The organism is Telluria sp. LT2P34 (assembly GCF_059685915.1).
In genome coordinates this window covers 850,862-875,868 of the sequence record NZ_JCASIN010000002.1, presented here as the reverse complement: position 1 = coordinate 875,868, position 25,007 = coordinate 850,862, and the positions used below count along the sequence as shown (strand labels likewise).

Genomic DNA, 25,007 nt, shown 5'->3' with positions numbered 1-25,007 from the left:
AGACAGAAAGCGACCGGGAGGACGCGGGCGTTTCGTCAGTATGACATTTTCCTGTGGGAAAGTCTTGCTTCAAACTATCGGAATTGCCGATATGTCACATGTGTGTCGCGCAGTTACCACCATATACAAGTAGCATTTCCTGACAACAATCGCTGTCACGCCGGATGGAGTATGCTGGGTGAATAGCGGACGGTTTCCGGAGCGGCTCGACAGGTACAAGATGCTGATCCAACATATTTTATTTGCCACATTCGTACTGGCTGCAGCCACGGGCGCAGCATGCGCGGACGTCCGGATCGATAGCGGCGACGACCCGCTCGCGCTCGAGAGCCCGCTGTACATCACCACCGAGTCGGCAGCGCCATCGAGCATGCAGGACAGCGAAGGGCGGGTGATCGGCATTGCCACCGACAAGGTGCGCGCCGCTTTCGAGCGCGCCGGCGTGCCCTATACGATCGACCTGCTGCCCTGGAAGCGCGCCTACGCCGCGGCGCGCACCCGGCCCGATGCCTGCGTCTACTCGACCACGCGCACACCCGAGCGCCAGGCGCTCTTCAAATGGGTCGGGCCGACCGACAGCGCCGAATGGGTCTTGATGGCGCGCGCCGGCAGCGGCATCACGCTGCGCACCCTCGAGGACGCGCGCCCGTACCGGATCGGCACCTATAACGGCGACGCCCGCGACGGCTACCTGCGCAGCCGTGGCTTTCGCGTCGACGCCGCACCGAACGACCTGACCAATCCGCGCAAGCTCCTGCTCGGCCGCATCGACCTGTGGGCCGCCGCCCTGCGCGCCGGCAGCCCGGTGCTCGAGCAAAACGGCTGGAGCGACAAGATCGTCCCGGTACTGGTGTTCAATCGGATCGACGTGTTTTTGGCCTGCAACCGGGCGGTGCCGGATACCGTGGTCAAACGCCTGAACGGCGCTTTCGCCAGCCTCGAGCGCGAAGGGGTGATGCGGCGGATCGAGCGCTCGTATGACGGGTGGCATGGACAGGCGGGCAGCCGTTAGCAAGCTGGCCGGTTCTGCCGGGCAGGTGACGAAGCTACCAGGCCGTCATGGAGTAGGCATCGTCGTAGCCCGACTCCCATTCGCGGTAGCTCGTCGTATCCGGCATATAAGGGTTCGGCCGGCCCTTGAAATAGGCGCGATAGCCGGTATTCCACGCTTCGGATCGCTGCGCATCCTGCCAGTTCACATCGGCTGATGCATTCAGCCAACGTAGCAGGCGACCGAAAACATTGAGCGGAGCTGGACGATGCAGGGGCTGTGACATGCTCATATGATTAGCCTCCCTCAATATCGACAATAAAAGTATGTAAATAAAGATAACACAGGGGGAGCGGCTGTCCGGGGCGGTGATTTCAACGGAGTGGGCCCTCAGGCATGCGATCAGAATTCGCAAGGGTACATTGCCATCGTATCTCGGGATCGCTCGGGTAGATATCGCCGCTGCGGAAACGAGATCGACGGGATTGCGACCGGCTGCTACCGCGCTTCGCGCGAAATAGGGCTCTGGCCCTGCCTCTAATGCAAGGCAGCGCGACTCCTGACACAAGATCAGGCAACAAAAAACCCGCACTGCTGTGAAGCATGCGGGTTCTGCACTTGGGTGATTCTATTTAATGCAAGATTGTGGTGCCGGGAACCGGAATCGAACCGGTACGCCTCGCGGCGCGGGATTTTGAGTCCCGTGCGTCTACCTATTCCGCCATCCCGGCAACGCGCCCCGCATTATCGCTGATTTGCATTGCACCGGCAACAGTTTCCCGGCTCGGCAGGATGGCGGCACGCGCCGGCGTCGCTGGCGCGGCAGCCGGGGTCGCAGTTGGCGCGACTGCCGCTCCTGACAATGCCTCTTGCAGCGCGCGCAGGACCGGGACCGGGCCGATGATTTCGAGCGCGTGGGCATGGATGCGGACCGTGATGGCCTTGCCCGTGCGGCTGCGGTAGCGCAGCTGGCCCGCTGCGGCGCTGGCCTCGGCATAGCCGAGCGCCGCGAGCGACTCGGCGAGGGTGTGGCGCAGGTGGACGGCGTCGAAGCGGGTGCAGATGTCTAGGCGGCCAGGGGTGCCGGCCCAGAGCGGCAGGGCCAGGCCGGCCAGCATCGGCAGCACGATGACGGCGAGCGGCGCGCCGGGGTCCATGGCGCGCAGGGCCAGCACCATCAGCGGCATGCCGATCGCTACCGTAATGCCGTAGGCCACCAGCGGTGGCAGGCCGCGCAGCGCGCGCGTTCCGCCTGCGCCCGAATGCGCATGCACGATTTCCGAGAACATTACGCTTTTCATGTTGTCTCCTGATAGGGGGCCGGCCGGAACGGCGGTGGACTACTCGCCATTGTCGGCCGCACTTTTTCCCTGAAGTTGAGGTGACGCAATAACATGACTGGAGACAATTGTTCACGTCGGGGTGGCGTGCCCGGTGGGGCATCCCTGCCGACATTTCCTGAGTTTGTTCAGATTTCTCCGAGGGAGGGACCATGAAACGACAACCGTTGATCCTGGGCGCTGTGCTCCTGGCCCTTCTCTGCGGCGCACCGGGGGCGGGTGCGCAAACGATCGAACGCAAGGCGCCGATCGCCGTCAACGCCGACGGCGTGGGCGGTTTCAACGCCTTTTATGGGGATGCCTTCGCGGCTGGCGAGAGCGGGCGCGCCTTTGCCAGTGTGTACACCTTCGAGGTCGCCGGAATCCCGTTCGACGCGGCGGCCTCGGTCACCTCGTCCTATCTCGACTCGCCGGCCACCAAAGACCTTTTGATCACGGGCCTGTCCCTGTACCGCTTCGATCCGGCCACGCTGGCGATTATCGGCAATGCGGTAGCCGGGATCGACCTCACCGGGTTCGGCGAGAACCCGGTCGATTCATGGTCGGTGAGCGCGTTCAACCTGCCGGTCGGATCGTATGCGGTGCGCGTCGATGGACGGGTGGTCGGACTCGGCGGGGGCAGCTTCGGCGGCGACCTGACGGTCTCGCCGGTGCCGGAAGGAGCATTCTGGGCGATGCTGCTGGCGGGCCTGGCGGCGGGCGCACTGGCGCGCCGTCGCCGTCCGCTCAGGCGTGAATAATGAGACCGGCGCCGCAGCTCACGGCGCCCTGCGGTACAGGCGGAAGCGCTCGTCGCGGTCGGAGGCGCGGCGGCCTTCCCACAGCAGCGTGGCGCCGGCGGTGCGCCAGGTGCGGTTCAGCTCGCGTTCGAATTCGCCGACACGGCGCTTTTTGAGGCTGTCCTGGAGCAGCACGTAATCGCACTGGCCGCCTTCGACGCCGACGAAAGGCAGGCGCCCGAAATAGGCGAACGAGGCGCGCTGCGATGCGCCGACATTGGTCTCGATGCAGTTCGCTTGCGGCGGCAGCCGTGCGGCGATCGCGCGCGCCACGCCGGCATAGCTCTTGCTGTAGTTCAGGTCCGGCAGGAACAGGGTCATCAGGAGCACCCACAGCAGGATCAGGCCGCTCGAGGACAGCACCACCGCGCGCCACAGCACGGTGCGCTGGCGCGACACACGCCAGCGCACCAGCCAGATCCAGCCGATCGACACGCTGGCCGCCACCATGAAGCTGATGATGCCGAATTCCGGCGTGAAGCCCGGTACCAGTTTTAATGCATTGCGCGACAGCTGGGCCGGCCAGCCGGTCAGCTTGGCGATCCAGAACAGCCAGACCAGGGCTGCCAGGGTGGTCAGCGCCATTACCGAGAACCAGTCGATGGCATTGATCGCGCCGCGCTTCATGGTCGGCAGGCCGAAGGCGGCCATCAGGGCCAGCGGCGGCAGCAGTTTCAGCAGGTCGCCGTTTTCCGGCGTCGGGTCGCACAGGATCAGCGCGGTGAGCGCGCCCAGGAAGGTCAGCGGCAGCACGATGTGCAGCATGTGCTGCTGGCGCCGCCAGGCCCAGATGGCCCAGCCGGCGAAGGGCCAGGCCGGCCAGAAGAACCAGACGCCGATGCGGAAGAATTCCTTGAGCGAGGTCCAGCCGGGCAGGGCCAGCTGGCGCGCGTTCCAGTCGAGCCAGGCCGCTACCGGCGACTGGCCATAGGGCTGGACCAGGCTCGCCGGCAGGATCCAGACCAGGGTCAGGAGCAGGGCGGCGAGCGCGGCCAGCAGCAGGTGCGGCAGCGCGGCGCGCGTCGGGATGCGGAAGAAGCGGGTGCACAGGAACAGGGCCAGCAGCAGGGCCAGCGGCGACTGCGGCCCGCGCGTGAGCGTCAGCGCGCCCAGCGACAGGCCGACCAGGGCGGCGTTGCGCAGGCTGGCCGTTTCGATATAGCGCACCGCGCGGTACAGGAAATAGGCCAGCAGCGAACCCTGCAGGGTGACGGCGAGGGTCTGGTGGCTGTACTGCAGCAGGCCGAGCGAGCCGAGGTAGACCAGCACCGCCGTATCGGCCAGGGTGCGGCCATAGTCGTCCGGCTCCGGCTGGCCGCCGAAGGCCAGGCGCAGCGGCTGGGCTTCGGGACGGCGCCCGAGGTGGAAGGCGGTGTACCAGAGCGACATGCCGCCGGCAACGAACATGCCGATATTCGACATGCGGGCGGCCAGCACGTCGCCCAGCAGCCAGCCGAAGAGCTTGATGCACAGCGCGCCCAGCCAGAAGGCAAGCGGCCCCTCGTCGAGCGCGGGCAGGCCGGCGATGTTCGGGTACAGCCAGTCCTCGAGGCCGCCGCGCGACATCGTCCACATGATGCCGAAGCTGTCGGCGTCTTCCTTCCACGGGTCGCGGCCGATCAGCCCCGGCAGGATGTACAGCAGGCCCAGTGCGAACAGGGCCCAGCGCGGCAGGGCGACGGTGGCGGAGGCGGGAAGGCGGACTGGTTTCATCGATAAGTCGGATGTGGCGAATGAATGTCGGGCTAGTATAGCGGTGAATAGAAAACCGAAATAATGGCGAAAAAAAAGAAGCCGGATAGCGGCTTCTTTTTTGCAGCGTTATCGTGAAGCCCGCAAGGGGCTCCCGAGCTTAACCCTGGTCGTTGGCGATGGCGGTCTTCGAACCGACGGCGCCGAACTTCTGGCGGAACTTCTCGACGCGGCCGGCGGTGTCGACGATCTTGTGCTTGCCGGTGTAGAACGGGTGCGATTCAGCCGACACCTCGATCTTGACCAGCGGGTAGTCCTTGCCTTCGTGGTTGATCGTCTCGCGGGTGTTGATGGTCGAGCGGGTCACGAATTTGAAGTCGCACGACATGTCGTGGAAGACGACATCGCGGTATTCTGGATGGATTTCTTTTTTCATGGTTCTGCCTTGGTAGGTTTGGTAGCCAAACTGCACTTCGTCGGTCGTCCTGCTTCTTGACCCGATTGCCGATCACTTGCCGGGGTTGAGTACTGCTGAACCCACGATTATAAGGTGCCTGGGCCGGCGCGGCAAGCTTGACCGACGCGTGCACCCGACGCCCGAATGAAAAAAGGGCGGCTCGCGCCGCCCCCCTTGATGCTGTTGGCTGAATCAGCCGCCGCGGCGCATCATGTCGAAGAACTCGATATTCGTCTTCGTCGCCCGCATCTTGTCGAGGATGAACTCCATCGCTTCGATCTCGTCCATCGAGTACAGCAGCTTTCGCAGGATCCAGATCTTTTGCAGCTGGTCCGGCTTGATCAGCAGTTCTTCGCGGCGGGTGCCCGACTTGTTCAGGTTGATCGCCGGGTAGACGCGCTTCTCGGCCAGGCGGCGCTCGAGGTGCACTTCCATGTTGCCGGTGCCCTTGAATTCCTCGAAGATCACGTCGTCCATGCGCGAACCGGTTTCGACCAGGGCGGTGGCGATGATGGTCAGCGAGCCGCCTTCTTCGATGTTGCGGGCGGCGCCGAAGAAACGCTTCGGACGCTGCAGCGCGTTGGCGTCGACACCACCGGTCAGGACCTTGCCCGAAGCCGGGATCACGGTATTGTAGGCGCGCGCCAGGCGGGTGATCGAGTCGAGCAGGATCACGACGTCCTTCTTCATTTCGACCAGGCGCTTGGCCTTTTCCAGCACCATCTCGGCAACCTGCACGTGGCGGGTGGCCGGCTCGTCGAAGGTCGAGGCGACGACTTCGCCGCGCACCGAACGCTGCATCTCCGTCACTTCTTCCGGACGCTCGTCGATCAGGAGCACGATCAGGGTGCAGTCCGGATGGTTGGCGGTGATCGCGTGGGCGATGTGCTGCAGGATGACCGACTTGCCGGACTTCGGCGAAGCCACCAGCAGGCCGCGCTGGCCCTTGCCGATCGGCGAGATCAGGTCGATGATGCGGCCGGTGATGTTTTCCTGGCCGTTCATGTCGCGCTCGAGGCGCAGCGGCTCGTTCGGGTGCAGCGGCGTCAGGTTTTCAAACAGGATGCGGTGCTTCGAGGCTTCCGGCGATTCGCCGTTGACCTTGTCCACCTTTACCAGGGCAAAGTAGCGCTCGCCGTCTTTCGGGGTGCGCACTTCGCCTTCGATCGAGTCACCCGTATGCAGGTTGAAGCGGCGAATCTGCGACGGCGAGATATAGATGTCATCGGTCGAGGCCATGTAGCTGGCGTCGGGCGAACGCAGGAAGCCGAAGCCGTCCGGCAAGACTTCCAGGGCGCCATCGCCGAAGATCTGCTCGCCGGATTTGGCGCGCTTCTTCAGGATCGCGAACATCAGTTCCTGCTTGCGCAGGCGCGCTGCGTTGTCGATGTCGAGGCCGATGGCCATCTCCAGCAGCGCGGAGACGTGCATTGCCTTCAATTCAGATAAGTGCATGTTGTTTGGGTGTCCCGTGACGGGAAATATTAGGTAGGGGAGGGAACGACGTGGATAAATTTAGCTGCAGATAAATTAAACTGCATTGACTGCGTCAGGTTGGGAAGCGGTCGGAGCCGACCGGATTCCCGTCCGGACAATGGCGGCAGTGCGGGCGCGCTGCCGCCGCTATGCGCTTCAGGTGTTGCTGTTGCTATTGATATTGCTTTCAATGAAGGCGGTCAACTGGCCCTTGGCCAATGCGCCGACTTTTTGTGCTGCCACGGCGCCGTCCTTGAACAGGATCAGGGTCGGGATGCCGCGGATACCGAACTGGGCCGGCACGGCCTGGTTGGCATCGACGTCCATCTTCACGATCGAGATCTTGCCGTTGTATTCCTTGGCAACTTCTTCGAGAATCGGGGCGATCATCTTGCATGGACCGCACCACTCGGCCCAGAAATCGACCAACACCGGCAGCTCGGACTTGAGCACGTCGGTTTCGAAAGAAGCATCGCTGATGTGTTTAATGTTTTCGCTCATTTTTTCCTCAAAGAAGAGGTAAGGATCAAGGTACGCCTGGGAACCTGCAGGCAAGGTCCCACTTCCGCTTTTCGGGACGACGTCCCTAAGCACAATTAGCTGCTGCGCAATGGTGGAGACAATGCGCGCGAACTCACTATTTGGAAGGGCGTCTGGAGGACGTCAGGCGGGGGAATTAGGCCGAATAATACCTTATTTTCCCGAATAGTGTTCAGACGTTTGTACAAAATCTCAACAGGCCACGGCGCTGCGCAATTGGTCAAGCGCAATCGGTTTGCGGAAGATGCCATCCACCCGCAAACCCAGTACCCGGGCCAATTCACCGGCGGCGTCGCGTACACCGGAATCCATGCCTGACAACAAGATCACGCCGCCTCCAAAGCCGCGTTCGGCGGCCACCTGCAGGAATTCGATGCCGTCCATGTCGGGCAGCGCGAGGTCGCAGATCAGCACGTCGGGACTGGCTTCGGCCAGCGTCGAGAGTGCGTGACGGGTGCTCGCTTCCATATAGACGTCGCGTACGCCGATTTGTTCCAGCATGTCTTTCAGCATCTCCAGCATGAACAGGTCATCGTCGAGAACCAGCACGCGCGGCGGCTGGTCCAGGTGTCGAGCGGTGAGCATATTCATACCATTGGTTCCGGCTAGAGAGTAACTGGGTGCGAATTATGGGCGAGAACCGGCATGCGTGGCACACGCCGTTCAAAATATATTCTCCCTGACTGGTTTAGCCGACGCTACCTGTTAACTGGATCAGGTTTCCCGGGTGCCACATCCGTACGACCGAGGCGACTTGTCCCTGCGAACTGGTGGTGCGATTGAGGACCAGGCAGGCGGCGCGCGCGTCGATGCCGAGCATGTCGGCGACGTCGCGCGGTGCGCCCACCGCCTCGATGCTGTAGGTGGCGCCCTGCAGCGGGGCCACGGCCATCAGGTGCTCGTTGGGCGTGATGCTGCCGAAATCCTGGCGCAGGTAGTCCGGCGCGCAGCCGGGATTGACCCAGCGGTCCTCGAGCTGGATCGGGGCGTCGTTCTCGAAGTGGACGATCACGGAATGGAACAGCGGCGCGCCCGCATCGAGGGAGAACTGCAGCGCCAGCGCCTCGGGGGCAGGCGCCTGTTCGAGCAGGCACAGGCGGCTGGCGTGGCGGTGGCCGCGCGCGCGCACTTCGTCGGCGATGCTGCGAATCTCGACCAGGGTGGCCTGGTATTTGCGCGGCGCGACATAGGTGCCCGAGCCCTGGCGGCGGGTCAGCACCTGTTCGGCGGTCAGCTCGCGCACGGCGCGGTTGACGGTCATGCGCGAGACGCCGAACTGGCGCACCAGCGCCTGCTCCGACGGCACCAGCTCACCCTCTTTCCAGCGCCCGGTGGCGATCTCGCCGAGCAGGTAATCCTTGATGCGCTGGAAAATCGGGGTGCTCGCTTGTGCGCTGTGTTCGTCCAACCTGCTCTCCCGAAGGGCGATAATGATGACTATGGAAACATCGATTCTAGCATCGCCAATTCGAAAGCAAGGATCGGGGTGTTTTCGAGACCGGCTTGTGTCACGATGTTGGCCATGAAGACCGAGACTCCCACCGAAATCTATGCCAGCCTTGATGCGCGCTGGGCCGCCGTGCAGCGCCGCGACACGCAGGCCGACGGCGTCTTTTACTATTCCGTGCGCAGCACCGGCGTGTATTGCCGGCCCTCCTGCGGCGCGCGCACGCCCTTGCAGGCGAACGTCGCCTTCCATGCCAGCTGCCTGGAGGCCGAGGCAGCCGGCTTTCGCGCCTGCCTGCGCTGCCAACCCGGCCAGCCCCCGCTCGCCGAGCGCCAGGCGCAAGCCGTGGCCGAGGCCTGCCGCCTGCTCGGCGCGCTCGAAGAAGCGCCGGATGTCGAGGCCGTCGCCCGCGCGGTCGGCATGAGCCGCTTTCACTTCCAGCGCGTGTTCAAGGCCCATGCCGGGCTCACGCCGAAAGCCTATGCCGCGGCGCGCCGTGCCGAGCGCGTGCGCGAGGCCCTGGGGCAGGGCGCCGGGGTGACCGAGTCGCTGTACGCGGCCGGTTTCGGGTCGAGTTCACGCTTTTATGCCGGCGCGGAAGCGATGCTGGGGATGGCGCCCGCGCGCTTTCGCCAGGGCGGCGCCGGCGAGTCGATCCGGTTTGCCGTCGGCGCCTGCTCGCTGGGCGCGATCCTGGTGGCGGCGACCGAACGCGGCATCTGCGCAATCCTGATGGGCGACGATCCGGATACTCTGCTGCGCGACTTGCAGGACCGCTTCCCGAAGGCGCAACTGCTGGGCGCCGACGGCCACTTCGAGCAGATGGTGGCGCAGGTGGTGGGCCTGGTCGAGGCGCCGCGTATCGGCCTGGACCTGCCGCTGGACCTGCGCGGTACCGCCTTCCAGCAGCGCGTCTGGACGGCGCTGCGCGCCATCCCGGCCGGCGAGACGGTCAGCTATACCGAACTGGCGCAGCGAATCGGGGCGCCATCGGCGGTGCGCGCCGTGGCCGGCGCCTGCGCTGCCAATCCGGTGGCGGTGGCGATTCCCTGCCACCGGGTGGTGAGGAATGACGGCGGCTTGTCGGGCTACCGCTGGGGGATCGAGCGCAAGGCGAATTTGATCGCGCGCGAAAAAACGGTGGATTAATGGGTACGATTAACGCGCCGCCGCTTCTTTCGCCAGCGTTTCCGCCAGCCGCTTGCGGCCTGCCTCGGCATACTTGCGGCAGGCGTCGCGGTCGACAAAGGCGGCGCTGCCGAGCTGCTTGACCTTCGCCTGACGCTCGATCAGGCCAATCGCATCCGGATGCGCGCTCACCAGGATGTCGCAGGGCAGGGCGGCGACCAGCGCGATCGAACGCTCGATATCCCGTTTCGCCTGCGGATACAGCGCGTTGCCGCTGTAGCGGAAGTTCGGTCCCGCCACCGCATTCAGGCTGTCCGCGTAGACCATGTTCAGCGTCTTGCCCTTCTCCTGCGACTGCCAGGTCCAGCTGATGCCGCCCTGGGTATGGCCTGGCGTGTAATGCGCCTTGACGGCCAGCGGCCCGAGCGTGACGGTCTCGCCATCGCGCACGGTGTTGACTTTCGCCACCGGCGTCATGTTCGGAAACTTCGATCCGAACTGCGGATCGCCCTTGTCCGTCACGCCCGATTCCAGCACCGGTTTCGCGGCCGGGCTGGTCAGCACCGTGGCGCCGCTCAGGCGCTGCAGTTCGCCGATGCCGCCCGCATGGTCGAGATGCTCGTGCGACGTCAGGATGAATTTGATGTCCTCCACCTTGAAGCCGAGCTGGCGGATATGGGCGGCGATCTGCAGCGGGGTCTTCGGGCCGGCGCCGTCGATCAGGATGTGGCCCGCCGGCGAAGTAAGCAGCACCGCGCTCAGGCCCTCGGTGCCCACGTAATAGCTGTTGCCGTGCAGGGCAAACGGTTCCTGCGGGCCTTCCCAGTCGGCGGCAAGGGCAGCGGTGGACAGGCAGAGGCAAGACAGGATGGTGGCGATGCGTTTCACGAGGATGTCCATTGATGAGGTGATTCAGGAGTGACCACCGCGATCATAACGAAAAAAGCTTCAAGGAAACACAGTCGGCAGTGTCAAAGCCGCAAGGACTTCGCTACACTCATGTTTTGTTTTTTTTCCACGGAGAGTCCATGCGCCCCACCCCGAAGCAGTGTTCCTTGTTCGTCCTGGCCGTCCTGGCTTTCTCCAATGCCCAGGCTGACACCATTATCGTCAACGCCAACGGATACACGCTCAACACCAAGGGTGAGCTGGTGCAGTTCAATGCGCTCGCCTTTGACGACAAGGGCCGCATCCTCGCCGTCGGCAGCGCCGCCGAGGTGCAGGCCAAGGCGCCGAACGGACGCCGCGTGGACATGCAGGGCCGGACCGTGCTGCCGGGCCTGATCGACGCCCATGGCCACGTGTTCGGCCTGGGCCAGATGCTGACCCAGCTCGACCTGTCGCAAGCGACCTCGCTGCAGGCTGCCCTGAAAGCGGTCGGCGACTATGCACGCACGAATTCGAAGCAGGCCTGGCTGCGCGGGCGCGGCTGGAACCAGGAGAACTGGAAACTGGGCCGCTTCCCGACCGCCGCCGATCTCGATCCCGTCGTCAGCGACAAGCCGGTCTGGTTCGAGCGCGTCGACGGCCACGCCGGCTGGGCCAACAGCCGCGCGCTGGCCGCCGCCGGCATCACGGATAAAACCCCGGATCCGGCCGGCGGCAAGATCATGCGCGACGCAAACGGCAAAGCGACCGGCGTGCTGGTCGACGCCGCACAGGACCTGGTCACCAAGGTCATGCCCGCGCAGACCGAAGCGGAAGGTCGCGTCGTGCTGGAGCGCTCGCTGCAGGAAATGGCGCGCGTCGGCCTCACCAGCGCGCACGATGCCGGCCTGGGCGTGGCGGAAGACCGCCTGTTCCGCAGCTATGCCGACGCCGGCAAGCTGACCGCACGCATCTACGGCATGATCGGCGGCACCGACGCCGACTTCGATGCGCTAGCCAAGAACGGCCCCCTGAAAACCTATGGCAACGACATGTACGCGCTGCGCGCCGTGAAACTGTATTCGGACGGTGCGCTCGGCAGCCGCGGCGCGGCTCTCCTGAAGCCCTACAGCGACGAGCCGCATTCGCACGGCCTGCTGTTCTTCAACGCGGCGCAGATGAACGCGAAGATGAAGAAGGCGATGGCGCGCGGCTACCAGGTCAACGTGCACGCGATCGGCGACGCCGGCAACAAGCAGGTCCTCGACATCTATAAAAAAGAACTGGCGGCGACCAGGAGTGCAGGCCAGCGCCACCGCATCGAGCACGCTCAGGTGGTGACGGCCGCCGACATTCCGCGCTTCCAGGCGCTCGGCATCATCCCCTCGATGCAGCCGACCCACGCCACCTCGGACAAGAACATGGCCGAAAGCCGCGTCGGCGCCGAGCGCATCAAGGGCGCCTATGCCTGGCGCACCTTCCTGCAGCAGGGTTCGCGCGTGGCCTGCGGTTCCGACTTCCCGGTCGAATCGCCGAACCCCTTCTTCGGCATCCACGCCGCCGTCACGCGCCAGGACGCCTCCGGCCAGCCGGTCGCCGGCTGGTACCCGAACCAGGCGATGTCGCTGAAGGAAGCCTTCCGCTGCTTCACGCTCGACGCGGCCTATGCCGGCCACGCCGAAAACACGGTCGGTTCGCTCGAGCCGGGCAAGTGGGCCGACTTCATCGTCATCGACCAGGACTTGTTCCGCATGCCGACCTATGACATCCACAAGACCGGCGTGCTGCAGACCTGGGTGGCGGGCAAACCGGTGTACGAAAAACGGTAAACCGCTGACGATATGGATTGACGCTGTTGTATAGACAAGTCTAGACTCTCAGGATGACGGGGCGGGCGGCATATCGCTCGTCCTTCCCCAATGCCAGGAGCTGCCATGACCCAAGAATCGTCTCACGCTGTCGATCCACGCTTCGATCCAACCCGCTCCATCCGCGCCCCGCGCGGCACGGAACTGTCCTGTAAAAGCTGGCTGACCGAAGCCGCTTACCGCATGTTGCAGAACAATTTAGACGCCGAGGTGGCCGAAGACCCGCAGCGCCTGGTGGTCTATGGCGGCATCGGCCGCGCCGCGCGCAACTGGGAATGCTACGACCAGATCCTGGCCTCGCTGCGCGCGCTGGAAGACGACCAGACCCTCCTCATCCAGTCCGGTAAACCGGTCGGCGTCTTCCAGACCCACGAAAACGCCCCGCGCGTGCTGCTGGCGAACTCGAACCTGGTGCCGAAATGGGCCAACTGGGAGCATTTCAACGAACTCGATCGCCAGGGCCTGTTCATGTACGGCCAGATGACCGCCGGCAGCTGGATCTATATCGGCACCCAGGGCATCGTGCAGGGCACCTACGAAACCTTTGCCGAAGCCGGGCGCCAGCATTTCGGCGGCGACTGGGGCGGGCGCTGGATCCTGACCGCGGGCCTGGGCGGCATGGGCGGGGCGCAGCCGCTGGCCGCCACCTTTGCCGGCGCCGTATCGCTGAACATCGAATGCCAGCAGAGCAGCATCGATTTCCGGCTGCGTACGCGCTACCTCGACAAGCAGGCTAGGGACATCGACGATGCGCTGGCCCTGATTGCCGAGCATACCGGCAAGCGCGAAGCGGTCTCGATTGGCCTGCTCGGCAACGCCGCCGACCTGCTGCCCGAACTCGTGCGGCGCGCCCGCGCCGGCGGCCTGGTGCCGGACATGGTGACCGACCAGACCTCCGCCCACGACCTGATCCACGGCTACCTGCCGCAGGGCTGGACGGTGGAGCAGTGGAAGGCGGCGCAAGCCGATCCCGGCCAGCACGCGCGCCTGAAAGCGGCCGCCGCCGCTTCATGCGCCGTGCATGTGCGCGCCATCCTCGATTTCAAGGAAATGGGCTCGCACGCGGTCGACTACGGCAACAACATCCGCCAGGTGGCGCTGGATGAGGGTGTGGCGAACGCCTTTGATTTCCCTGGCTTCGTGCCGGCCTATATCCGCCCGCAATTTTGCGAGGGGCGCGGCCCTTTCCGCTGGGTGGCGCTGTCCGGCGACCCGGAAGACATCTATAAAACCGACGCCAAGATCAAGGAACTGTTCCCGCAGCACGCGCAGGTGCACCGTTGGCTCGACATGGCGCGCGAGCGCATCGCCTTCCAGGGTCTGCCGGCGCGCATTTGCTGGCTGGGCCTGGGCGAACGCCACCTGGCCGGCCTCGCGTTCAACGAGATGGTGCGCACGGGCGAGCTGAAAGCGCCGATCGTGATCGGCCGCGACCACCTGGACACCGGCTCGGTCGCCAGCCCGAACCGCGAAACCGAAAGCATGCGCGACGGCACCGACGCCGTGTCGGACTGGCCGCTGCTGAACGCCTTGTTGAATACCGCCGGCGGCGCCACATGGGTTTCGCTGCACCACGGCGGCGGCGTCGGCATGGGTTATTCGCAGCATTCCGGCGTCGTCATCGTTGCCGACGGCACCGAGGCGGCGGCCAAACGGCTGGCGCGCGTGCTCGTGAACGACAGCGGCTCGGGCGTCATGCGCCATGCCGACGCCGGCTACGAGACCGCCATCGCCTGTGCCAAGCGCACCGGTTTGAACCTCCCGATGATCAAATAAAAGTACCGAAAACATGAATAACGCATCGCAGCACTGGACCCTGCAACCCGGCGCCTTGACGCTGGCCGACCTGCGCGCCGTCTGGGCCTCGCATTTCCCGATTGCGCTGGCCGCCAGCGCCGCCGCGCCGATCGCCGCCTCCGCCGCCCTGGTCAAAACCATCGTCGACAAGGGCGACCCGGCCTACGGCATCAACACCGGCTTCGGCATCCTGGCCAAGGCCCACATCCGCAACGACCAGCTCGAGCAGCTGCAGCGCAACCTGATCCTGTCGCACGCGGTCGGCACCGGCGAACTCATTTCCGACGCCGTCGTGCGCCTGATTCTGCTCACCAAGATCGGCAGCCTGGCGCGCGGCTATTCGGGCGTGCGCCCGATCATCATCGACACCCTGATTGCCCTCTACAACGCCGGCATCATGCCGGCCATACCCTGCCAGGGTTCGGTCGGCGCCTCGGGCGACCTGGCGCCGCTGGCGCACATGACGCTGGCGATGATGGGTGTCGGCCCGGTGCGCCGCAACGGTGAATTGATGGAGGCCGCCGATGCCCTGGCCGCCGCCGGGATCGAACCGGTGACGCTGGCAGCAAAAGAAGGCCTGGCGCTGATCAATGGCACGCAGGTGTCGACCGCGCTGGCCCTGCATGGCCTGTTCATGGCCGAGCGCCTGGTGGAAGCGGCGATGGTGACCGGCGCCTTGTCGGTCGACGCCGCGCGCGGCAGCGACGCGCCTTTCGATGCCCGCATCCACGCGGTGCGCGGCCAGCCGGGCCAGATCGCCGCCGCCGCCATCTACCGCGAACTGGTGGCCGGCAGCGCGATCCGCGCGTCGCACCTGGTCGGCGACGAGCGCGTGCAGGATCCGTACAGCCTGCGCTGCCAGCCGCAGGTGATGGGCGCCGTGATGGACCTGGTCGGCAATGCCAGCCGCACCCTGCTGATCGAAGCGAACGCCGTCACCGACAATCCGCTCCTGTTCCCTGAAGATGGCGCGATCCTCTCGGGCGGTAACTTCCACGCCGAGCCGGTGGCCTTTGCGGCCGACACGCTGGCCCTCGCCATTGCCGAAATCGGCGCGCTGTCCGAGCGCCGCATCGCGCTGCTGATCGACGCCAACCTGTCGGGCCTGCCAGCTTTCCTGGTGCGCGAGCCGGGCCTGAATTCCGGCTTCATGATTGCCCACGTCACGGCCGCCGCGCTGGCCTCGGAAAACAAGTCGCTGGCCCATCCGGCCAGCGTCGACAGCCTGCCGACCTCGGCCAACCAGGAAGACCATGTCAGCATGGCCACCTTCGCGGCGCGCCGTCTGGCCCAGATGGCGCACAATACGTCGGTTATTGTCGGGATCGAACTGCTGGCCGCAAGCCAGGGCATCGAGTTCCACCGCCCGCTGGCCACATCCACGCATCTGGAGCACGTGCATGCCCAATTGCGCACGCGCGTGGCGCCTTTCGATGCCGACCGCTTCTTCGCGCCGGACATCGAGGCGGCGCGCCTGATGGTGGTCGAGGGCGAGCTGTCAGCATCCTGCAAGGAGTTGTTCGCAATACTGCATCCATAATTTCATCAGCAGGAGTATTCATGGATTTCCGGTTCAAGGCGGGTAGCACCCCGATGCTGCTGTCGATGCCGCATGTGGGCACCGACATTCCCGACGAGGTGGTGGCGCACATGACGCCCTGCGCGCTGGCCACGGCCGATACCGACTGGCACCTGGCCGAGCTCTACGGGGCCGCGGAACGCATGGGCATTTCGACGCTGGCGGCCCGCTGGTCGCGCTATGTCATCGACCTGAACCGCCCGCCGGAGAACACGAATCTGTATCCCGGCCTGGACACCACCGGCCTGTGCCCGGTCGATACCTTCGGGCGCGAGGGCCTGTACCAGGAAGGGCGCGTGCCGGACCAGCTCGAGGTCGCGCGGCGCCTGGCGCGTTACTGGCAGCCCTACCATCGGCAGCTGCGCGCGGAGCTGGACAGGCTGCTGGCGCTGCACGGGCGCGTGGTGCTGTGGGATGCGCACTCGATTGCCTCCCAAGTGCCGCGCTTTTTCGAGGGCCGCCTGCCGGACCTGAACTTCGGCACCGCCGAGGGCAAGTCCTGCGATCCGGGGCTGGAGAATGCCGTGGTCGGCGTGGCGCGCGCCCAGGACCGTTTCAGCACTGCCGTCAACGGCCGTTTCAAGGGCGGCCACATCACGCGCTTCTATGGGCAGCCGGCCAGCGGCGTGCACGCGATCCAGCTCGAGATGGTCCAGTGCCTGTACATGGATGAAGCGCCGCCCTTCGCCTACCGGCCCGAGGTCGCCGCCGAGGTGCAGCCGCTGTTGCAGGACATGATGCAGGCTGCGCTCGACTGGGTGCGCGCATGAATGCGCTGTTCGCGCGCCACGCCTTGCTGCCTGGCGGCTGGCAGGGCGACGTGCTGCTCGAATGGGATGGCCGCGGCAATTTAACCCGCGTCGACGCCGGCGCGCGCCCGCCGATCGGCGTCGCCCGCGCCGAGTATGTGGTGCCGGGCATGGTCAACCTGCATTCGCATGCCTTCCAGCGCGCGCTCGGCGGCCTGACCGAAAAAGCGGGCGATGGGCCGGACAGCTTCTGGACCTGGCGCGACCTGATGTACCGCTTCGCCGCCACCATCACCCCCGAGCAGATCGAAGCCATCGCCGCCCAGCTGTTCGTCGAATGCCTGCGCCACGGCTATACGGCGCTGTGCGAGTTCCACTATATCCAGCGCGATCCCCACGGCGCCTTCTATGCGCGCCCGGCGGAGATGGCCGAGCGCATCGCCGCGGCCGGCCAGCAATCGGGCATGGGCCTGACCCTGCTGCCGGTGCTGTACAGCCACAGCGGCTTCGGCGCGCAGGCCTTGAAGGCGGAACAGGCGCGCTTTCGCACCGATGTCGACGCCGTGCTGCGCGTGGTGGAAGCGCTCGAACCGCTGCGCAGTGGCCAGCTGGAGGTGGGGGCGGCGCCGCATTCGCTGCGCGCAGCCGGCATCGACCAGATCCGCGAGCTGGCCGGCGCCCTGCCCGGTGGGCGGCCGCTGCACATCCACATCGCCGAGCAGCCGGGCGAAGTCGCGCAGAGCATCGCATTTTCGGGGCGCCGCCCGGTCGATTATCTGTTCGAGCACATCGGCATCGATGCGCGCTGGTGCCTGGTCCACGCGACCCACCTGAACGATGCCGAAATCCTGCAACTGGCAAACAGCAGCGCCGTGGCCGGCCTGTGCCCGACCACCGAGGGCAACCTGGGCGACGGCCTGTTCCCGCTGCCGGCCTACCTGGCGGCCGGCGGGCGCTGGGGCATCGGCAGCGACAGCCATGTGTCGCAGAGCCCGGTCGAGGAATTGCGCTGGCTCGAATACGGCCAGCGCCTGGTGCGCGGAGTGCGGAATGTCGCCGCCAGCCCATCCCGGCGCGACGTCGGCCTGAACCTGTGGCAGGATGCACTATCCGGCGGCGCGCAGGCGGCCGGACGGCCGGTGGGCGCGCTCGAGGCGGGGCGGCGCGCCGACCTGCTGGTGCTCGACAGCGCCCATCCGAACCTGGACGGCGTGCTGGACGCCGAGGTGCTGGGCCGGCTTGTTTTCTGCGGCAACGACAACCTGGTGCGCGACGTGCTGGCCGGCGGGCGCTGGGTAGTGCAGGGCGGACGCCACATGGCCCAGGAAGCGATCGGGCGCCGCTACCGGGAAGCCATCAACGAGTTGCGTGAGGTAAGAGCATGAATATCCTGATTCCGTTTGCCGGACTGTCGGCGCTGCCGTGGAAAAATGGCGGCGGCAGCACCACCACGATTGCGGTCGGCCCGCCGGAGGCCGGCTTCGACGACTTCGACTGGCGCGTCAGCCTGGCCACGATTTCCGAGGATGGCCCGTTCTCGCGCTTTCCCGGCGTCGACCGCACCCTGGCGCTGGTGGACGGCCACGGCATGACGCTCGACATCGACGGCGCCGAGCGGGTGATCATCTGCGAAAACGGCCCGGTGCTGGCCTTCGACGGCGACTCGGACGTGGTGGCCAAACTCAATCGCGGCCCGACCACCGATTTCAATGTCATGACCCGCAGCGACCGCTGCTACCACCAGTTCGGGCGCCGCCGCCTGAACGGAAAATCGCGTTTCGTGGCGCGCGCCGACCTGACGATCATGTTCCTGGCCGAGGGCGAAACGCTGGAAATCGCCAGCGAATCGGAACGCATCAACATGGTGCGCTACGACGCCGTGATGTTCGATCCGGGCACGGTCTGGTCGCTCGAGACCACCCAGGCGCTGATTTTCATTGTCGACATTTTCTACTACAGCGAGGAAGACGAAGATGAGTGAGCGCCACGGCCCGCGTTATGACGCGGTGTTTGCGAACGTGAACCTGGCCACGATGGTCGACGGCTACGGCGAGGTCAGGGACGGCGCCATCGCCGTGCACGGGGGCCGCATCGCCTGGGTCGGCGCGCGCCGCGAAGCGCCGCGCGCGGCCGTCATCCACGACTGCGACGGCGCCTGGCTCACCCCCGGCCTGATCGACTGCCACACCCACATCGTCCACGCCGGCAACCGCAGCGAGGAGTGGGAAGCGCGCCTGGAAGGCGCCAGCTACGAGGACATCGCGCGCGCCGGCGGCGGCATCATGGCCACCGTGCGCGCGGTCCGCGCCGCCACCGTGGAAGACCTGCTGCGCGAGAGCGCGCCGCGCGTCTCGCAACTGCTGGCCGAGGGCGTCACCACGCTCGAGATCAAATCGGGCTACGGCCTGAACCTGCAAGGGGAAGCGAACCTGCTGCGCGCCGCGCGCCGCATCGGCGAACTGCTGCCGGTCCGGGTGCGCACCACCTTCCTCGGCGCCCATGCACTGCCGCCCGAATTCGCGGATCGCCCCGACGACTACATCGCCGACGTGGCCGAGCGCATGCTGCCGCTGCTGGTCAAGGAAAAACTGGTCGACGCGGTCGACGCCTTCTGCGAACAGATCGGGTTCAGCATTGAGCAGACCGAGCGCGTGTTCGCCGCCGCCAAACGCCTGAATCTGCCGGTCAAGCTGCATGCGGAACAGCTGTCCGACAGCCGCGGCGCGGAACTTGTGGCGCGCTATGGCGGCCTGTCGGCCGACCACCTCGAGCACCTGAGCCCGGCCGGGATTGCCGCCTTGGCGCAAGCCGGCACGGTGGCCGTGCTGCTGCCCGGCGCTTATTATTTTTTGCGCGAAACGAAGGCGCCGCCGCTTGATGCGCTGCGCGCCGCCGGCGTGCCGCTGGCCATCGCGACCGACTGCAATCCGGGTACCTCGCCGATGACGTCCTTGCTGCTGGCAATGAACATGGCCTGCACCCTGTGGCGCCTGACGCCGCGCGAAGCGCTGCAGGGCGCCACCGTGCACGCCGCGCGCGCGCTCGGCCTGCAAGCCGACATCGGCACGCTGGAAGTGGGAAAACGGGCGGACTTCGCCCTCTGGGACATCGCCCGCCCGGCCGAACTGGCCTACGCGATCGGCTTCAATCCCTGCCATTCGGTGGTCAACGGCGGCGTGATGCGCGAGCGCGACGTGGGACTGCCGGCGGGGTTTTGAATTTCCGGCTTGCCAGGCTTACCGACTGAGCTTGAACACCTGCACCACGCTTGACAGTTCGTCGGCGCGGCGGTGCACGTTCTCGGCCGCCGCGGCAGCTTCCTCGACCAGGGCGGCGTTCTGCTGGGTCATGTCGTCGAGCTTGCCGATGGACTGATTCAGTTCTTCGATACCGTTGCCCTGGGCGCGGCTGTCGGCGCTCATTTCCGTCATGATCCCGGCCACGCTGCGCACCGACTGCAGCAGGTTCGTCATGGTGACGCCGGCCTGGTCGGCCAGCTTGCTGCCGCCATCGACCTCGGCCAGCGAGGCATTGATCACGGCGCCGATATCGCGCGCCGCGGCCGCGCTGCGCTGCGCCAGGGCCCGTACTTCCGAGGCCACCACGGCAAAGCCGCGGCCGTTTTCACCGGCACGGGCCGCTTCGACCGCCGCGTTCAGCGCCAGCAGGTTGGTCTGGAAGGCGATCGCTTCGACGGTGCCGATCATGCCGGCCATCTTCGACGAGGCCTGGCGGATCGCGGCCATCTTGCCGACCACCTCGGCCACCGCCTTGCCGCCGCTTTCGGCCTCGTTCGACGCCGACGCCGACAAGGATGTCACGTGGGCCGAGCGCTCCACATTGGCGCGCACGGCGGTCACGATGGTGTCGACGTTGGCCGCGATTTCCTCGAGCGAGGCGGCCTGGGTCTCGGTGCGGGTGGCCAGGTCGGCGTTGCCGGTGGCGATTTCGCGGGTTGCCCCTGCAATGCTGTCCGAACCATTACGCACCTTGCCGACGATATCGGCCAGGCCCTGGCTGATACCGTTAATCGCCTGCATCAATTGACCGATTTCGTCCCGCCGCCCCACATGCATTTGCGAGGAAAGGTCACCCAGTGCAAGTTTCACCGCCGCCGCGCGCGCTTCGATCAAGGGCTGCGTAATCATGCGCCGCACGCCCTGGTCGACGATGACGCCGAGTACCAGCAAGGGCCACAGCATGCCGAGCAGGTAATTCAGGCGCAGGCCGGCGACTTCTGGCGCCGGCGCGTGCGCGGTCAAGGCCCAGATGCCGGCGGCGCCTGCGGTTCCCGCGACCAGCACGGCGACCAGCGCCAGCTTGAGCGAGACGGGCACCTGGCGGTAGTTGGCAACGTCGAGGCCGACATACAACACGCCAATGACAACACCGCTGCTGTTGAAAATCGGATCGTAATGGGTCATGTACTGGGTGCCGAACAGCGTGGCATAGCCGACATAAGGCCTGCCGGCCATCAGTTCCTTGTAGCCGGGATGCGCACGGTCAAGTGGCGTACCGAGCGGGCGCTCGCCGTTGGGGCGCTTGACCGAGGTAGTGACGCGCACGAAGTCCTGCGCGATCCGTACGAAGAATGTGGAGGTGGCGCCAGTGGTCTGTTTGAACAGGTCCGGCAGCGAGAAGTCCATGTTCAGGACGGCCGACCCGCTTCGCAGTACCGGGGTCGGGGTGCCGTTGATGTCGACGCTGTGCCCGTGATCGACGGTGATCGCGCCTGGCAGTTGTCCATGCAATTGCCTCGCCAGCGCATTGATCTGCGCGGTGAGCGTCCTGAAAACTTTCATCCTGTCTCTCCCCGGGGCGGTACTTGGTAGTTTTATTTCATCTGATAGTAACGCATGGAAGCAAAAAATTGCATTGGACCAACAAAATATGTTCGTTGGATGAAACGCTCTCTGGGGCCCTGGTTCACGCCGAATTGCCATGGTTGCAACAATCTGTCACTCTCACCTTTTTACCGCTGATTAACAGGAGGCAGGATGAAGGCACGCGCACGCTGGCCGCTGGTGATACTGGTAATGCTGGTTTTGCCTGGCTTGCAACATGCTGCCGCGCAGGTCGGCGAAACGGTCTGGATACCGATGCAAGACCCGGGCCTGTTCGGCGACCGCCGCATCCGGCTCGAAGCGACCCTGTTCAAACCGGGCGGGCAGGGGCCTTTCCCGGTCATGGTTTTCAACCATGGCTCCAGCGGCGGACCGATTCCGCCTACCCACACGGAAAATCCGCAGGCGTTTGGCGCCTGGTTGACGGCGAAAGGGGTCGCGCTGATTGTGCCGATGCGTCGAGGGCGTGGAAAATCCGAGGGTAGCAACAAGGAAGAGCCTTCCCCCTGCACCGTCGAGGCGGCAAGGAAAGGCATAGCCTACGCGTCCGCGTCGGTCGATGCGGTGTATGCCTGGCTGGGCCAGCAATCCTGGGCAGCAATGGACAAAGTCATTCTTGCTGGCCATTCTCGCGGTGGCATCCTGGCAACCTTGTATGCGGCCGAACATCCGGGGTCTGCGATTGGGGTGATCAATTTTTCCGGAGGCTGGAAAAACGATGATTGCGGGCCGGTCGACGCCAACCTTGCCTTGTTTGGCGAGGCAGGGGCGCGCAGCCGGATTCCCCATCTTTTCCTGTACGGCCGTGGCGACGCGTTTTATTCGGACGCCGCAATGGCCAGGTATGGCGCTGCCTTCAAGGCAGCCGGTGGCGACCTCAGCTTCAAGCTGCTCGAGGTCGATAAAATCAATGGTCACCAGCTGTTTCATCGCGCACTGCCGTTGTGGGAGAGCAGTGTGGAAGAGTTTTTGGGTCGCTTGCGGGTGACACCTGCAGTGAAATGAGACGCCGAAAAAAGGGGAGCCCTGTAGAGCGCTCCCCTTTTGCGTTTCCTTACTCGCCGCTTTTCTTCCGCGTCACAAACACGCTGGCGATACAGCTGCCGGCAATCAGCACAGCCACCACGGTGAGCGAGGCCTGCACGGGTACGTGGTACCACGGCATGATCAGCATCTTGGTACCGATGAAGGTCAGCACCATGGCCAGGCCATATTTCAGCAGATGGAAGCGGTCAGCCACATCCACCAACAGGAAATACAGTGCACGCAAGCCCAGGATCGCGAACATGTTCGAGGTGAACACGATGAACGGATCGGTGGTGATCGCGAAAATCGCCGGAATCGAATCCACCGCGAACACCAGGTCGGTTACCTCGATCAGGATCAGCACCAGGAACAAGGGCGTGACATAGCGCACACCTGCTTTCGTGACGAAGAACTTTTCTCCGTGGTCGCCCTCGGCCACCTTCAGGTGCCTGCGTGCGAAACGCAGCACGGGATTGTTCGCCACGTCGGGTTCCTGGTCGACCGCCACCAGCATCCGCAGACCGGTGTAGAGCAGGAAAGCGCCGAACAGGTAGAGCACCCAGCTGAATTCGCTCACCACCCAGGCGCCGGCGCTGATCATGATGGCCCGCATCACGATGGCGCCCAGTACGCCGTAGATCAATACCCTGCGCTGGTATTGCTGGGGCACCTGGAAGGCCGTGAAGATCAGCAGGAAGACGAAGACGTTGTCGACCGAGAGCGCTTTCTCGATCAGGTAACCCGAGAAAAACTCGAGCGCCTTCTGGTCGGCGATCTCCGCACCCACCGTCCCTTTCAGGTACCACCACAGACCGCCATTGAACAGCAAGGCCATGCTGACCCAGACCAGGGACCAGATGCCGGCTTCCTTGACGCTGACCTTGTGCGCCTTGTTTCCGCCGAAGACAAACAGGTCAAGCGCCAGCATCACCAGCACGAAGCCGACGAAACCGGCCCACATCGGGCCGCTTGCAATACTTTCCAGGCTATTCATTGAATACTCCACATTCAGCGCGATGTTGAAAAATCGGTCAGGCCGTGATCGGGCACTGTGCCATCATCCGTGGCGTCGGCTATCGACGCAGGGGCGGGCATCCGGTCATGCGAAAACTGGCGGGCGCGTTCAACCTGCTTCACGACAGCGCGGTCCGCACGGTCGGCGGCGCGGTCGATCGCGGCATACAGATCGGCTTCGCATTCCTCGATGATGACTTCGCGTCCGCCACTGAGCTGGACCTGGATCTTGCAGCGCTTGTCGACGCCGCCGCGTGGCCCGTTGATGTCGGACAGCGACACGGCCAGCTTGCGCATATGATGGCGCGCCCAGCCCAGTGCGACGGACAAGCGCTGCTCGGTGTACATGCGTAATGCGATGGTCATGACAAAACCGTTGGATTGAATGGCGACGCGCATGGTGGATCTCCTGTTGGGGTTGAAGACCCGACTATATGGGGTGGCGAAACATCGTACAATCCGAATAATACTTATCGTCGATTCGGTTTTTTCGATGTTTACAGGGGCGACCGTGCAATCACTCAACTACAAACACCTGCGCTACTTCTGGATGGTGGCGAAAACCGGCAGTGTCGCCAAGGCAGCCGCGCAGCTGCATCTGACGCCGCAATCCGTTTCCGGGCAGCTCAGCGAATTCGCGGACACGCTCGGGGTCGAGCTGTTTCGTCGGGCCGGCCGCAACCTGGAGCTGACCGATACCGGTCGCCGGATTGTCAGCTTCGCCGAGGACATCTTCAACACGGGCGATGAGTTGCTCGAGCTACTGCGCGACAAGACCCTGACGGCCACGAGGTCGTTTCGTGTCGGCTGCGCCGACTCGGTGTCGAAGCTGATCGCATGCAAGTTGGTGGAACCGGCCTTGAAACTGCGCGAGCCGGTCAAGCTGATCTGCCGTGAAGGCAGGCTCGACAGCCTGATTGGAGACCTTGCGGTACACCGGCTCGATCTGGTGATCGCAGACCGGCCGATCCCGGCGCATTTCAGCGTGCGTGCCTACAATCACCTGCTTGGCGAAAGTGCCATGACCGCGTTCGCGACGCCGGCGCTCGCTGCCGGACTGAGCGGGGAGTTTCCCGGCTGCCTGCACGAGGCGCCCATGCTCTTGCCCGGCGAAGATTTCGCCATCCACCACCGTCTGTTGAGATGGCTGGAAAGCAGCGATGTGCACCCGCGCGTGGTCGGGGAGTTCGACGACAGCGCCATGATGAAAGCCTTCGGCCAGTCCGGTGCAGGGGTGTTTTTTGCGCCTGCCGTGATTGCGCCGAATGTATGCAGCCAATACAAGGTGGTCGCACTCGGTCAGGTTGATTCTGTTGTCGAGCAGGTGTATGCCATCAGTACGGAACGGCGCATGAGCCATCCGGCAACCGTGGCGATCAGCACCATGGCGCGCGACCAGCTGTTCGTCTGAGT

General features: G+C 65.0%; 24 protein-coding genes and 1 tRNA gene. 12 read left to right on the top strand and 13 right to left on the bottom strand.

All coding sequences use genetic code 11. The annotated features are described in order from the left end of the window. The first annotated feature begins 220 nt into the window (after window positions 1–220). Window positions 221–1,012, top strand: a complete 792-nt coding sequence (locus AC56KZ_RS09790) for a substrate-binding periplasmic protein (protein ID WP_497161960.1) — start codon at window positions 221–223, stop codon at window positions 1,010–1,012. 34 nt (window positions 1,013–1,046) lie between these two features. On the opposite strand, the gene AC56KZ_RS09785 is transcribed toward AC56KZ_RS09790, so the two are convergent. From AC56KZ_RS09785 to AC56KZ_RS09775, 3 genes are all read right to left on the bottom strand, one after another. After that, window positions 1,047–1,283, bottom strand: a complete 237-nt coding sequence (locus tag AC56KZ_RS09785) for a hypothetical protein (RefSeq protein WP_497161959.1) — start codon at window positions 1,281–1,283, stop codon at window positions 1,047–1,049. Between the two features lie 354 nt (window positions 1,284–1,637). Continuing rightward, window positions 1,638–1,722, bottom strand: a tRNA-Leu gene (locus AC56KZ_RS09780). Continuing rightward, a complete protein-coding gene (locus AC56KZ_RS09775) occupies window positions 1,705–2,292 on the bottom strand; it encodes a hypothetical protein (RefSeq protein ID WP_497161958.1) in 588 nt (195 codons plus the stop codon). Before AC56KZ_RS09775 ends, AC56KZ_RS09780 begins: the two co-directional genes overlap by 18 nt. A 191-nt stretch (window positions 2,293–2,483) precedes the next feature. Here AC56KZ_RS09775 and AC56KZ_RS09770 point away from each other — a divergent pair, with 191 nt between their 5' ends. Further along, entirely contained in the window at window positions 2,484–3,071 is a 588-nt protein-coding gene (locus tag AC56KZ_RS09770; protein ID WP_497161957.1) for an FxDxF family PEP-CTERM protein, read from the top strand. Window positions 3,072–3,089: 18 nt separating this feature from the next. Here AC56KZ_RS09770 and AC56KZ_RS09765 read toward each other — a convergent pair whose 3' ends face one another. The 6 genes from AC56KZ_RS09765 to hutC form a co-directional block, all read right to left on the bottom strand. Continuing rightward, window positions 3,090–4,823 carry an ArnT family glycosyltransferase gene (locus AC56KZ_RS09765; protein WP_497161956.1) on the bottom strand — a complete coding sequence of 578 codons (1,734 nt, stop codon included), beginning with the start codon at window positions 4,821–4,823 and terminating at the stop codon, window positions 3,090–3,092. A gap of 139 nt (window positions 4,824–4,962) precedes the next feature. Continuing rightward, window positions 4,963–5,238, bottom strand: coding sequence for a type B 50S ribosomal protein L31 (locus tag AC56KZ_RS09760; protein WP_497161955.1), 276 nt, complete (start codon window positions 5,236–5,238; stop codon window positions 4,963–4,965). A 213-nt stretch (window positions 5,239–5,451) separates the two neighbouring features. Continuing rightward, on the bottom strand, window positions 5,452–6,714 hold the full coding sequence (gene rho / locus AC56KZ_RS09755) for a transcription termination factor Rho (RefSeq protein WP_497161954.1): 1,263 nt from the start codon (window positions 6,712–6,714) through the stop codon (window positions 5,452–5,454). 177 nt (window positions 6,715–6,891) lie between these two features. Continuing rightward, window positions 6,892–7,236, bottom strand: a complete 345-nt coding sequence (gene trxA / locus AC56KZ_RS09750; RefSeq protein WP_497161953.1) for a thioredoxin TrxA — start codon at window positions 7,234–7,236, stop codon at window positions 6,892–6,894. A gap of 231 nt (window positions 7,237–7,467) precedes the next feature. Continuing rightward, complete coding sequence (locus AC56KZ_RS09745; RefSeq protein WP_497161952.1) at window positions 7,468–7,866, bottom strand: response regulator; 399 nt, start codon at window positions 7,864–7,866, stop codon at window positions 7,468–7,470. A 97-nt stretch (window positions 7,867–7,963) separates the two neighbouring features. Next, window positions 7,964–8,683 carry a histidine utilization transcriptional repressor HutC gene (gene hutC, locus AC56KZ_RS09740; protein ID WP_497161951.1) on the bottom strand — a complete coding sequence of 240 codons (720 nt, stop codon included), beginning with the start codon at window positions 8,681–8,683 and terminating at the stop codon, window positions 7,964–7,966. Window positions 8,684–8,797: 114 nt separating this feature from the next. On the opposite strand from hutC, the gene ada reads away from it, so the two are divergent. Beyond that, window positions 8,798–9,871 (top strand): bifunctional DNA-binding transcriptional regulator/O6-methylguanine-DNA methyltransferase Ada, encoded by a 1,074-nt coding sequence (ada, locus tag AC56KZ_RS09735; RefSeq protein WP_497161950.1) that lies wholly within the window; start codon window positions 8,798–8,800, stop codon window positions 9,869–9,871. 9 nt (window positions 9,872–9,880) lie between these two features. On the opposite strand, the gene bla is transcribed toward ada, so the two are convergent. Further along, the gene (bla, locus tag AC56KZ_RS09730) at window positions 9,881–10,738 is read right to left on the bottom strand and encodes a subclass B3 metallo-beta-lactamase (protein ID WP_497161949.1); all 858 of its coding nucleotides are present in this window, start codon (window positions 10,736–10,738) and stop codon (window positions 9,881–9,883) included. A gap of 140 nt (window positions 10,739–10,878) precedes the next feature. On the opposite strand from bla, the gene AC56KZ_RS09725 reads away from it, so the two are divergent. The 7 genes from AC56KZ_RS09725 (at window position 10,879) to hutI (ending at window position 19,928) form a co-directional block, all read left to right on the top strand. Then, window positions 10,879–12,546: an amidohydrolase gene (locus tag AC56KZ_RS09725; protein ID WP_497161948.1), complete on the top strand. Its 1,668-nt coding sequence runs from the start codon at window positions 10,879–10,881 to the stop codon at window positions 12,544–12,546. 105 nt (window positions 12,547–12,651) lie between these two features. Then, window positions 12,652–14,361, top strand: a complete 1,710-nt coding sequence (gene hutU, locus AC56KZ_RS09720; protein WP_497161947.1) for a urocanate hydratase — start codon at window positions 12,652–12,654, stop codon at window positions 14,359–14,361. A gap of 13 nt (window positions 14,362–14,374) precedes the next feature. After that, window positions 14,375–15,922: a histidine ammonia-lyase gene (hutH, locus tag AC56KZ_RS09715; RefSeq protein ID WP_497161946.1), complete on the top strand. Its 1,548-nt coding sequence runs from the start codon at window positions 14,375–14,377 to the stop codon at window positions 15,920–15,922. 20 nt (window positions 15,923–15,942) lie between these two features. Next, entirely contained in the window at window positions 15,943–16,731 is a 789-nt protein-coding gene (hutG, locus tag AC56KZ_RS09710) for an N-formylglutamate deformylase (RefSeq protein ID WP_497161945.1), read from the top strand. Continuing rightward, on the top strand, window positions 16,728–18,095 hold the full coding sequence (locus tag AC56KZ_RS09705) for a formimidoylglutamate deiminase (RefSeq protein WP_497161944.1): 1,368 nt from the start codon (window positions 16,728–16,730) through the stop codon (window positions 18,093–18,095). Before hutG ends, AC56KZ_RS09705 begins: the two co-directional genes overlap by 4 nt. Next, complete coding sequence (locus tag AC56KZ_RS09700; protein WP_497161943.1) at window positions 18,092–18,691, top strand: HutD/Ves family protein; 600 nt, start codon at window positions 18,092–18,094, stop codon at window positions 18,689–18,691. The genes AC56KZ_RS09705 and AC56KZ_RS09700 overlap by 4 nt, the downstream gene beginning before the upstream one ends. Continuing rightward, window positions 18,684–19,928, top strand: a complete 1,245-nt coding sequence (gene hutI, locus AC56KZ_RS09695) for an imidazolonepropionase (protein WP_497161942.1) — start codon at window positions 18,684–18,686, stop codon at window positions 19,926–19,928. The genes AC56KZ_RS09700 and hutI overlap by 8 nt, the downstream gene beginning before the upstream one ends. 18 nt (window positions 19,929–19,946) lie before the next feature. Here hutI and AC56KZ_RS09690 read toward each other — a convergent pair whose 3' ends face one another. Further along, window positions 19,947–21,512, bottom strand: a complete 1,566-nt coding sequence (locus AC56KZ_RS09690; RefSeq protein ID WP_497161941.1) for a methyl-accepting chemotaxis protein — start codon at window positions 21,510–21,512, stop codon at window positions 19,947–19,949. Window positions 21,513–21,707: 195 nt separating this feature from the next. On the opposite strand from AC56KZ_RS09690, the gene AC56KZ_RS09685 reads away from it, so the two are divergent. After that, on the top strand, window positions 21,708–22,559 hold the full coding sequence (locus AC56KZ_RS09685) for a dienelactone hydrolase family protein (RefSeq protein ID WP_497161940.1): 852 nt from the start codon (window positions 21,708–21,710) through the stop codon (window positions 22,557–22,559). Window positions 22,560–22,608: 49 nt separating this feature from the next. Here AC56KZ_RS09685 and AC56KZ_RS09680 read toward each other — a convergent pair whose 3' ends face one another. Together AC56KZ_RS09680 and AC56KZ_RS09675 are read right to left on the bottom strand one after the other, a co-directional pair. Further along, window positions 22,609–23,574, bottom strand: a complete 966-nt coding sequence (locus AC56KZ_RS09680) for a TerC family protein (RefSeq protein ID WP_497161939.1) — start codon at window positions 23,572–23,574, stop codon at window positions 22,609–22,611. A gap of 14 nt (window positions 23,575–23,588) precedes the next feature. Then, window positions 23,589–23,993: an HPF/RaiA family ribosome-associated protein gene (locus tag AC56KZ_RS09675; protein WP_497161938.1), complete on the bottom strand. Its 405-nt coding sequence runs from the start codon at window positions 23,991–23,993 to the stop codon at window positions 23,589–23,591. Window positions 23,994–24,105: 112 nt separating this feature from the next. On the opposite strand from AC56KZ_RS09675, the gene nhaR reads away from it, so the two are divergent. Further along, the gene (gene nhaR / locus AC56KZ_RS09670; protein ID WP_497162132.1) at window positions 24,106–25,005 is read left to right on the top strand and encodes a transcriptional activator NhaR; all 900 of its coding nucleotides are present in this window, start codon (window positions 24,106–24,108) and stop codon (window positions 25,003–25,005) included. The last annotated feature ends 2 nt before the right edge of the window (window positions 25,006–25,007 follow it).

Bases quoted from the DNA above. Each gene is read 5' to 3' on its own strand.
- AC56KZ_RS09700 (WP_497161943.1), top strand. From the start codon at position 18,092: ATGAATATCCTGATTCCGTTTGCCGGACTGTCGGCGCTGCCGTGGAAA.
- AC56KZ_RS09685 (WP_497161940.1), top strand. From the start codon at position 21,708: ATGAAGGCACGCGCACGCTGGCCGCTGGTGATACTGGTAATGCTGGTT.
- AC56KZ_RS09760 (WP_497161955.1), bottom strand. From the start codon at position 5,238: ATGAAAAAAGAAATCCATCCAGAATACCGCGATGTCGTCTTCCACGAC.
- AC56KZ_RS09690 (WP_497161941.1), bottom strand. From the start codon at position 21,512: ATGAAAGTTTTCAGGACGCTCACCGCGCAGATCAATGCGCTGGCGAGG.
- rho (WP_497161954.1), bottom strand. From the start codon at position 6,714: ATGCACTTATCTGAATTGAAGGCAATGCACGTCTCCGCGCTGCTGGAG.
- AC56KZ_RS09775 (WP_497161958.1), bottom strand. From the start codon at position 2,292: ATGAAAAGCGTAATGTTCTCGGAAATCGTGCATGCGCATTCGGGCGCA.
- AC56KZ_RS09785 (WP_497161959.1), bottom strand. From the start codon at position 1,283: ATGAGCATGTCACAGCCCCTGCATCGTCCAGCTCCGCTCAATGTTTTC.
- hutH (WP_497161946.1), top strand. From the start codon at position 14,375: ATGAATAACGCATCGCAGCACTGGACCCTGCAACCCGGCGCCTTGACG.
- hutI (WP_497161942.1), top strand. From the start codon at position 18,684: ATGAGTGAGCGCCACGGCCCGCGTTATGACGCGGTGTTTGCGAACGTG.
- hutU (WP_497161947.1), top strand. From the start codon at position 12,652: ATGACCCAAGAATCGTCTCACGCTGTCGATCCACGCTTCGATCCAACC.
- AC56KZ_RS09770 (WP_497161957.1), top strand. From the start codon at position 2,484: ATGAAACGACAACCGTTGATCCTGGGCGCTGTGCTCCTGGCCCTTCTC.
- trxA (WP_497161953.1), bottom strand. From the start codon at position 7,236: ATGAGCGAAAACATTAAACACATCAGCGATGCTTCTTTCGAAACCGAC.
- AC56KZ_RS09705 (WP_497161944.1), top strand. From the start codon at position 16,728: ATGAATGCGCTGTTCGCGCGCCACGCCTTGCTGCCTGGCGGCTGGCAG.
- ada (WP_497161950.1), top strand. From the start codon at position 8,798: ATGAAGACCGAGACTCCCACCGAAATCTATGCCAGCCTTGATGCGCGC.
- AC56KZ_RS09675 (WP_497161938.1), bottom strand. From the start codon at position 23,993: ATGCGCGTCGCCATTCAATCCAACGGTTTTGTCATGACCATCGCATTA.
- AC56KZ_RS09725 (WP_497161948.1), top strand. From the start codon at position 10,879: ATGCGCCCCACCCCGAAGCAGTGTTCCTTGTTCGTCCTGGCCGTCCTG.
- AC56KZ_RS09745 (WP_497161952.1), bottom strand. From the start codon at position 7,866: ATGAATATGCTCACCGCTCGACACCTGGACCAGCCGCCGCGCGTGCTG.
- hutG (WP_497161945.1), top strand. From the start codon at position 15,943: ATGGATTTCCGGTTCAAGGCGGGTAGCACCCCGATGCTGCTGTCGATG.
- AC56KZ_RS09680 (WP_497161939.1), bottom strand. From the start codon at position 23,574: ATGAATAGCCTGGAAAGTATTGCAAGCGGCCCGATGTGGGCCGGTTTC.
- AC56KZ_RS09765 (WP_497161956.1), bottom strand. From the start codon at position 4,823: ATGAAACCAGTCCGCCTTCCCGCCTCCGCCACCGTCGCCCTGCCGCGC.
- AC56KZ_RS09790 (WP_497161960.1), top strand. From the start codon at position 221: ATGCTGATCCAACATATTTTATTTGCCACATTCGTACTGGCTGCAGCC.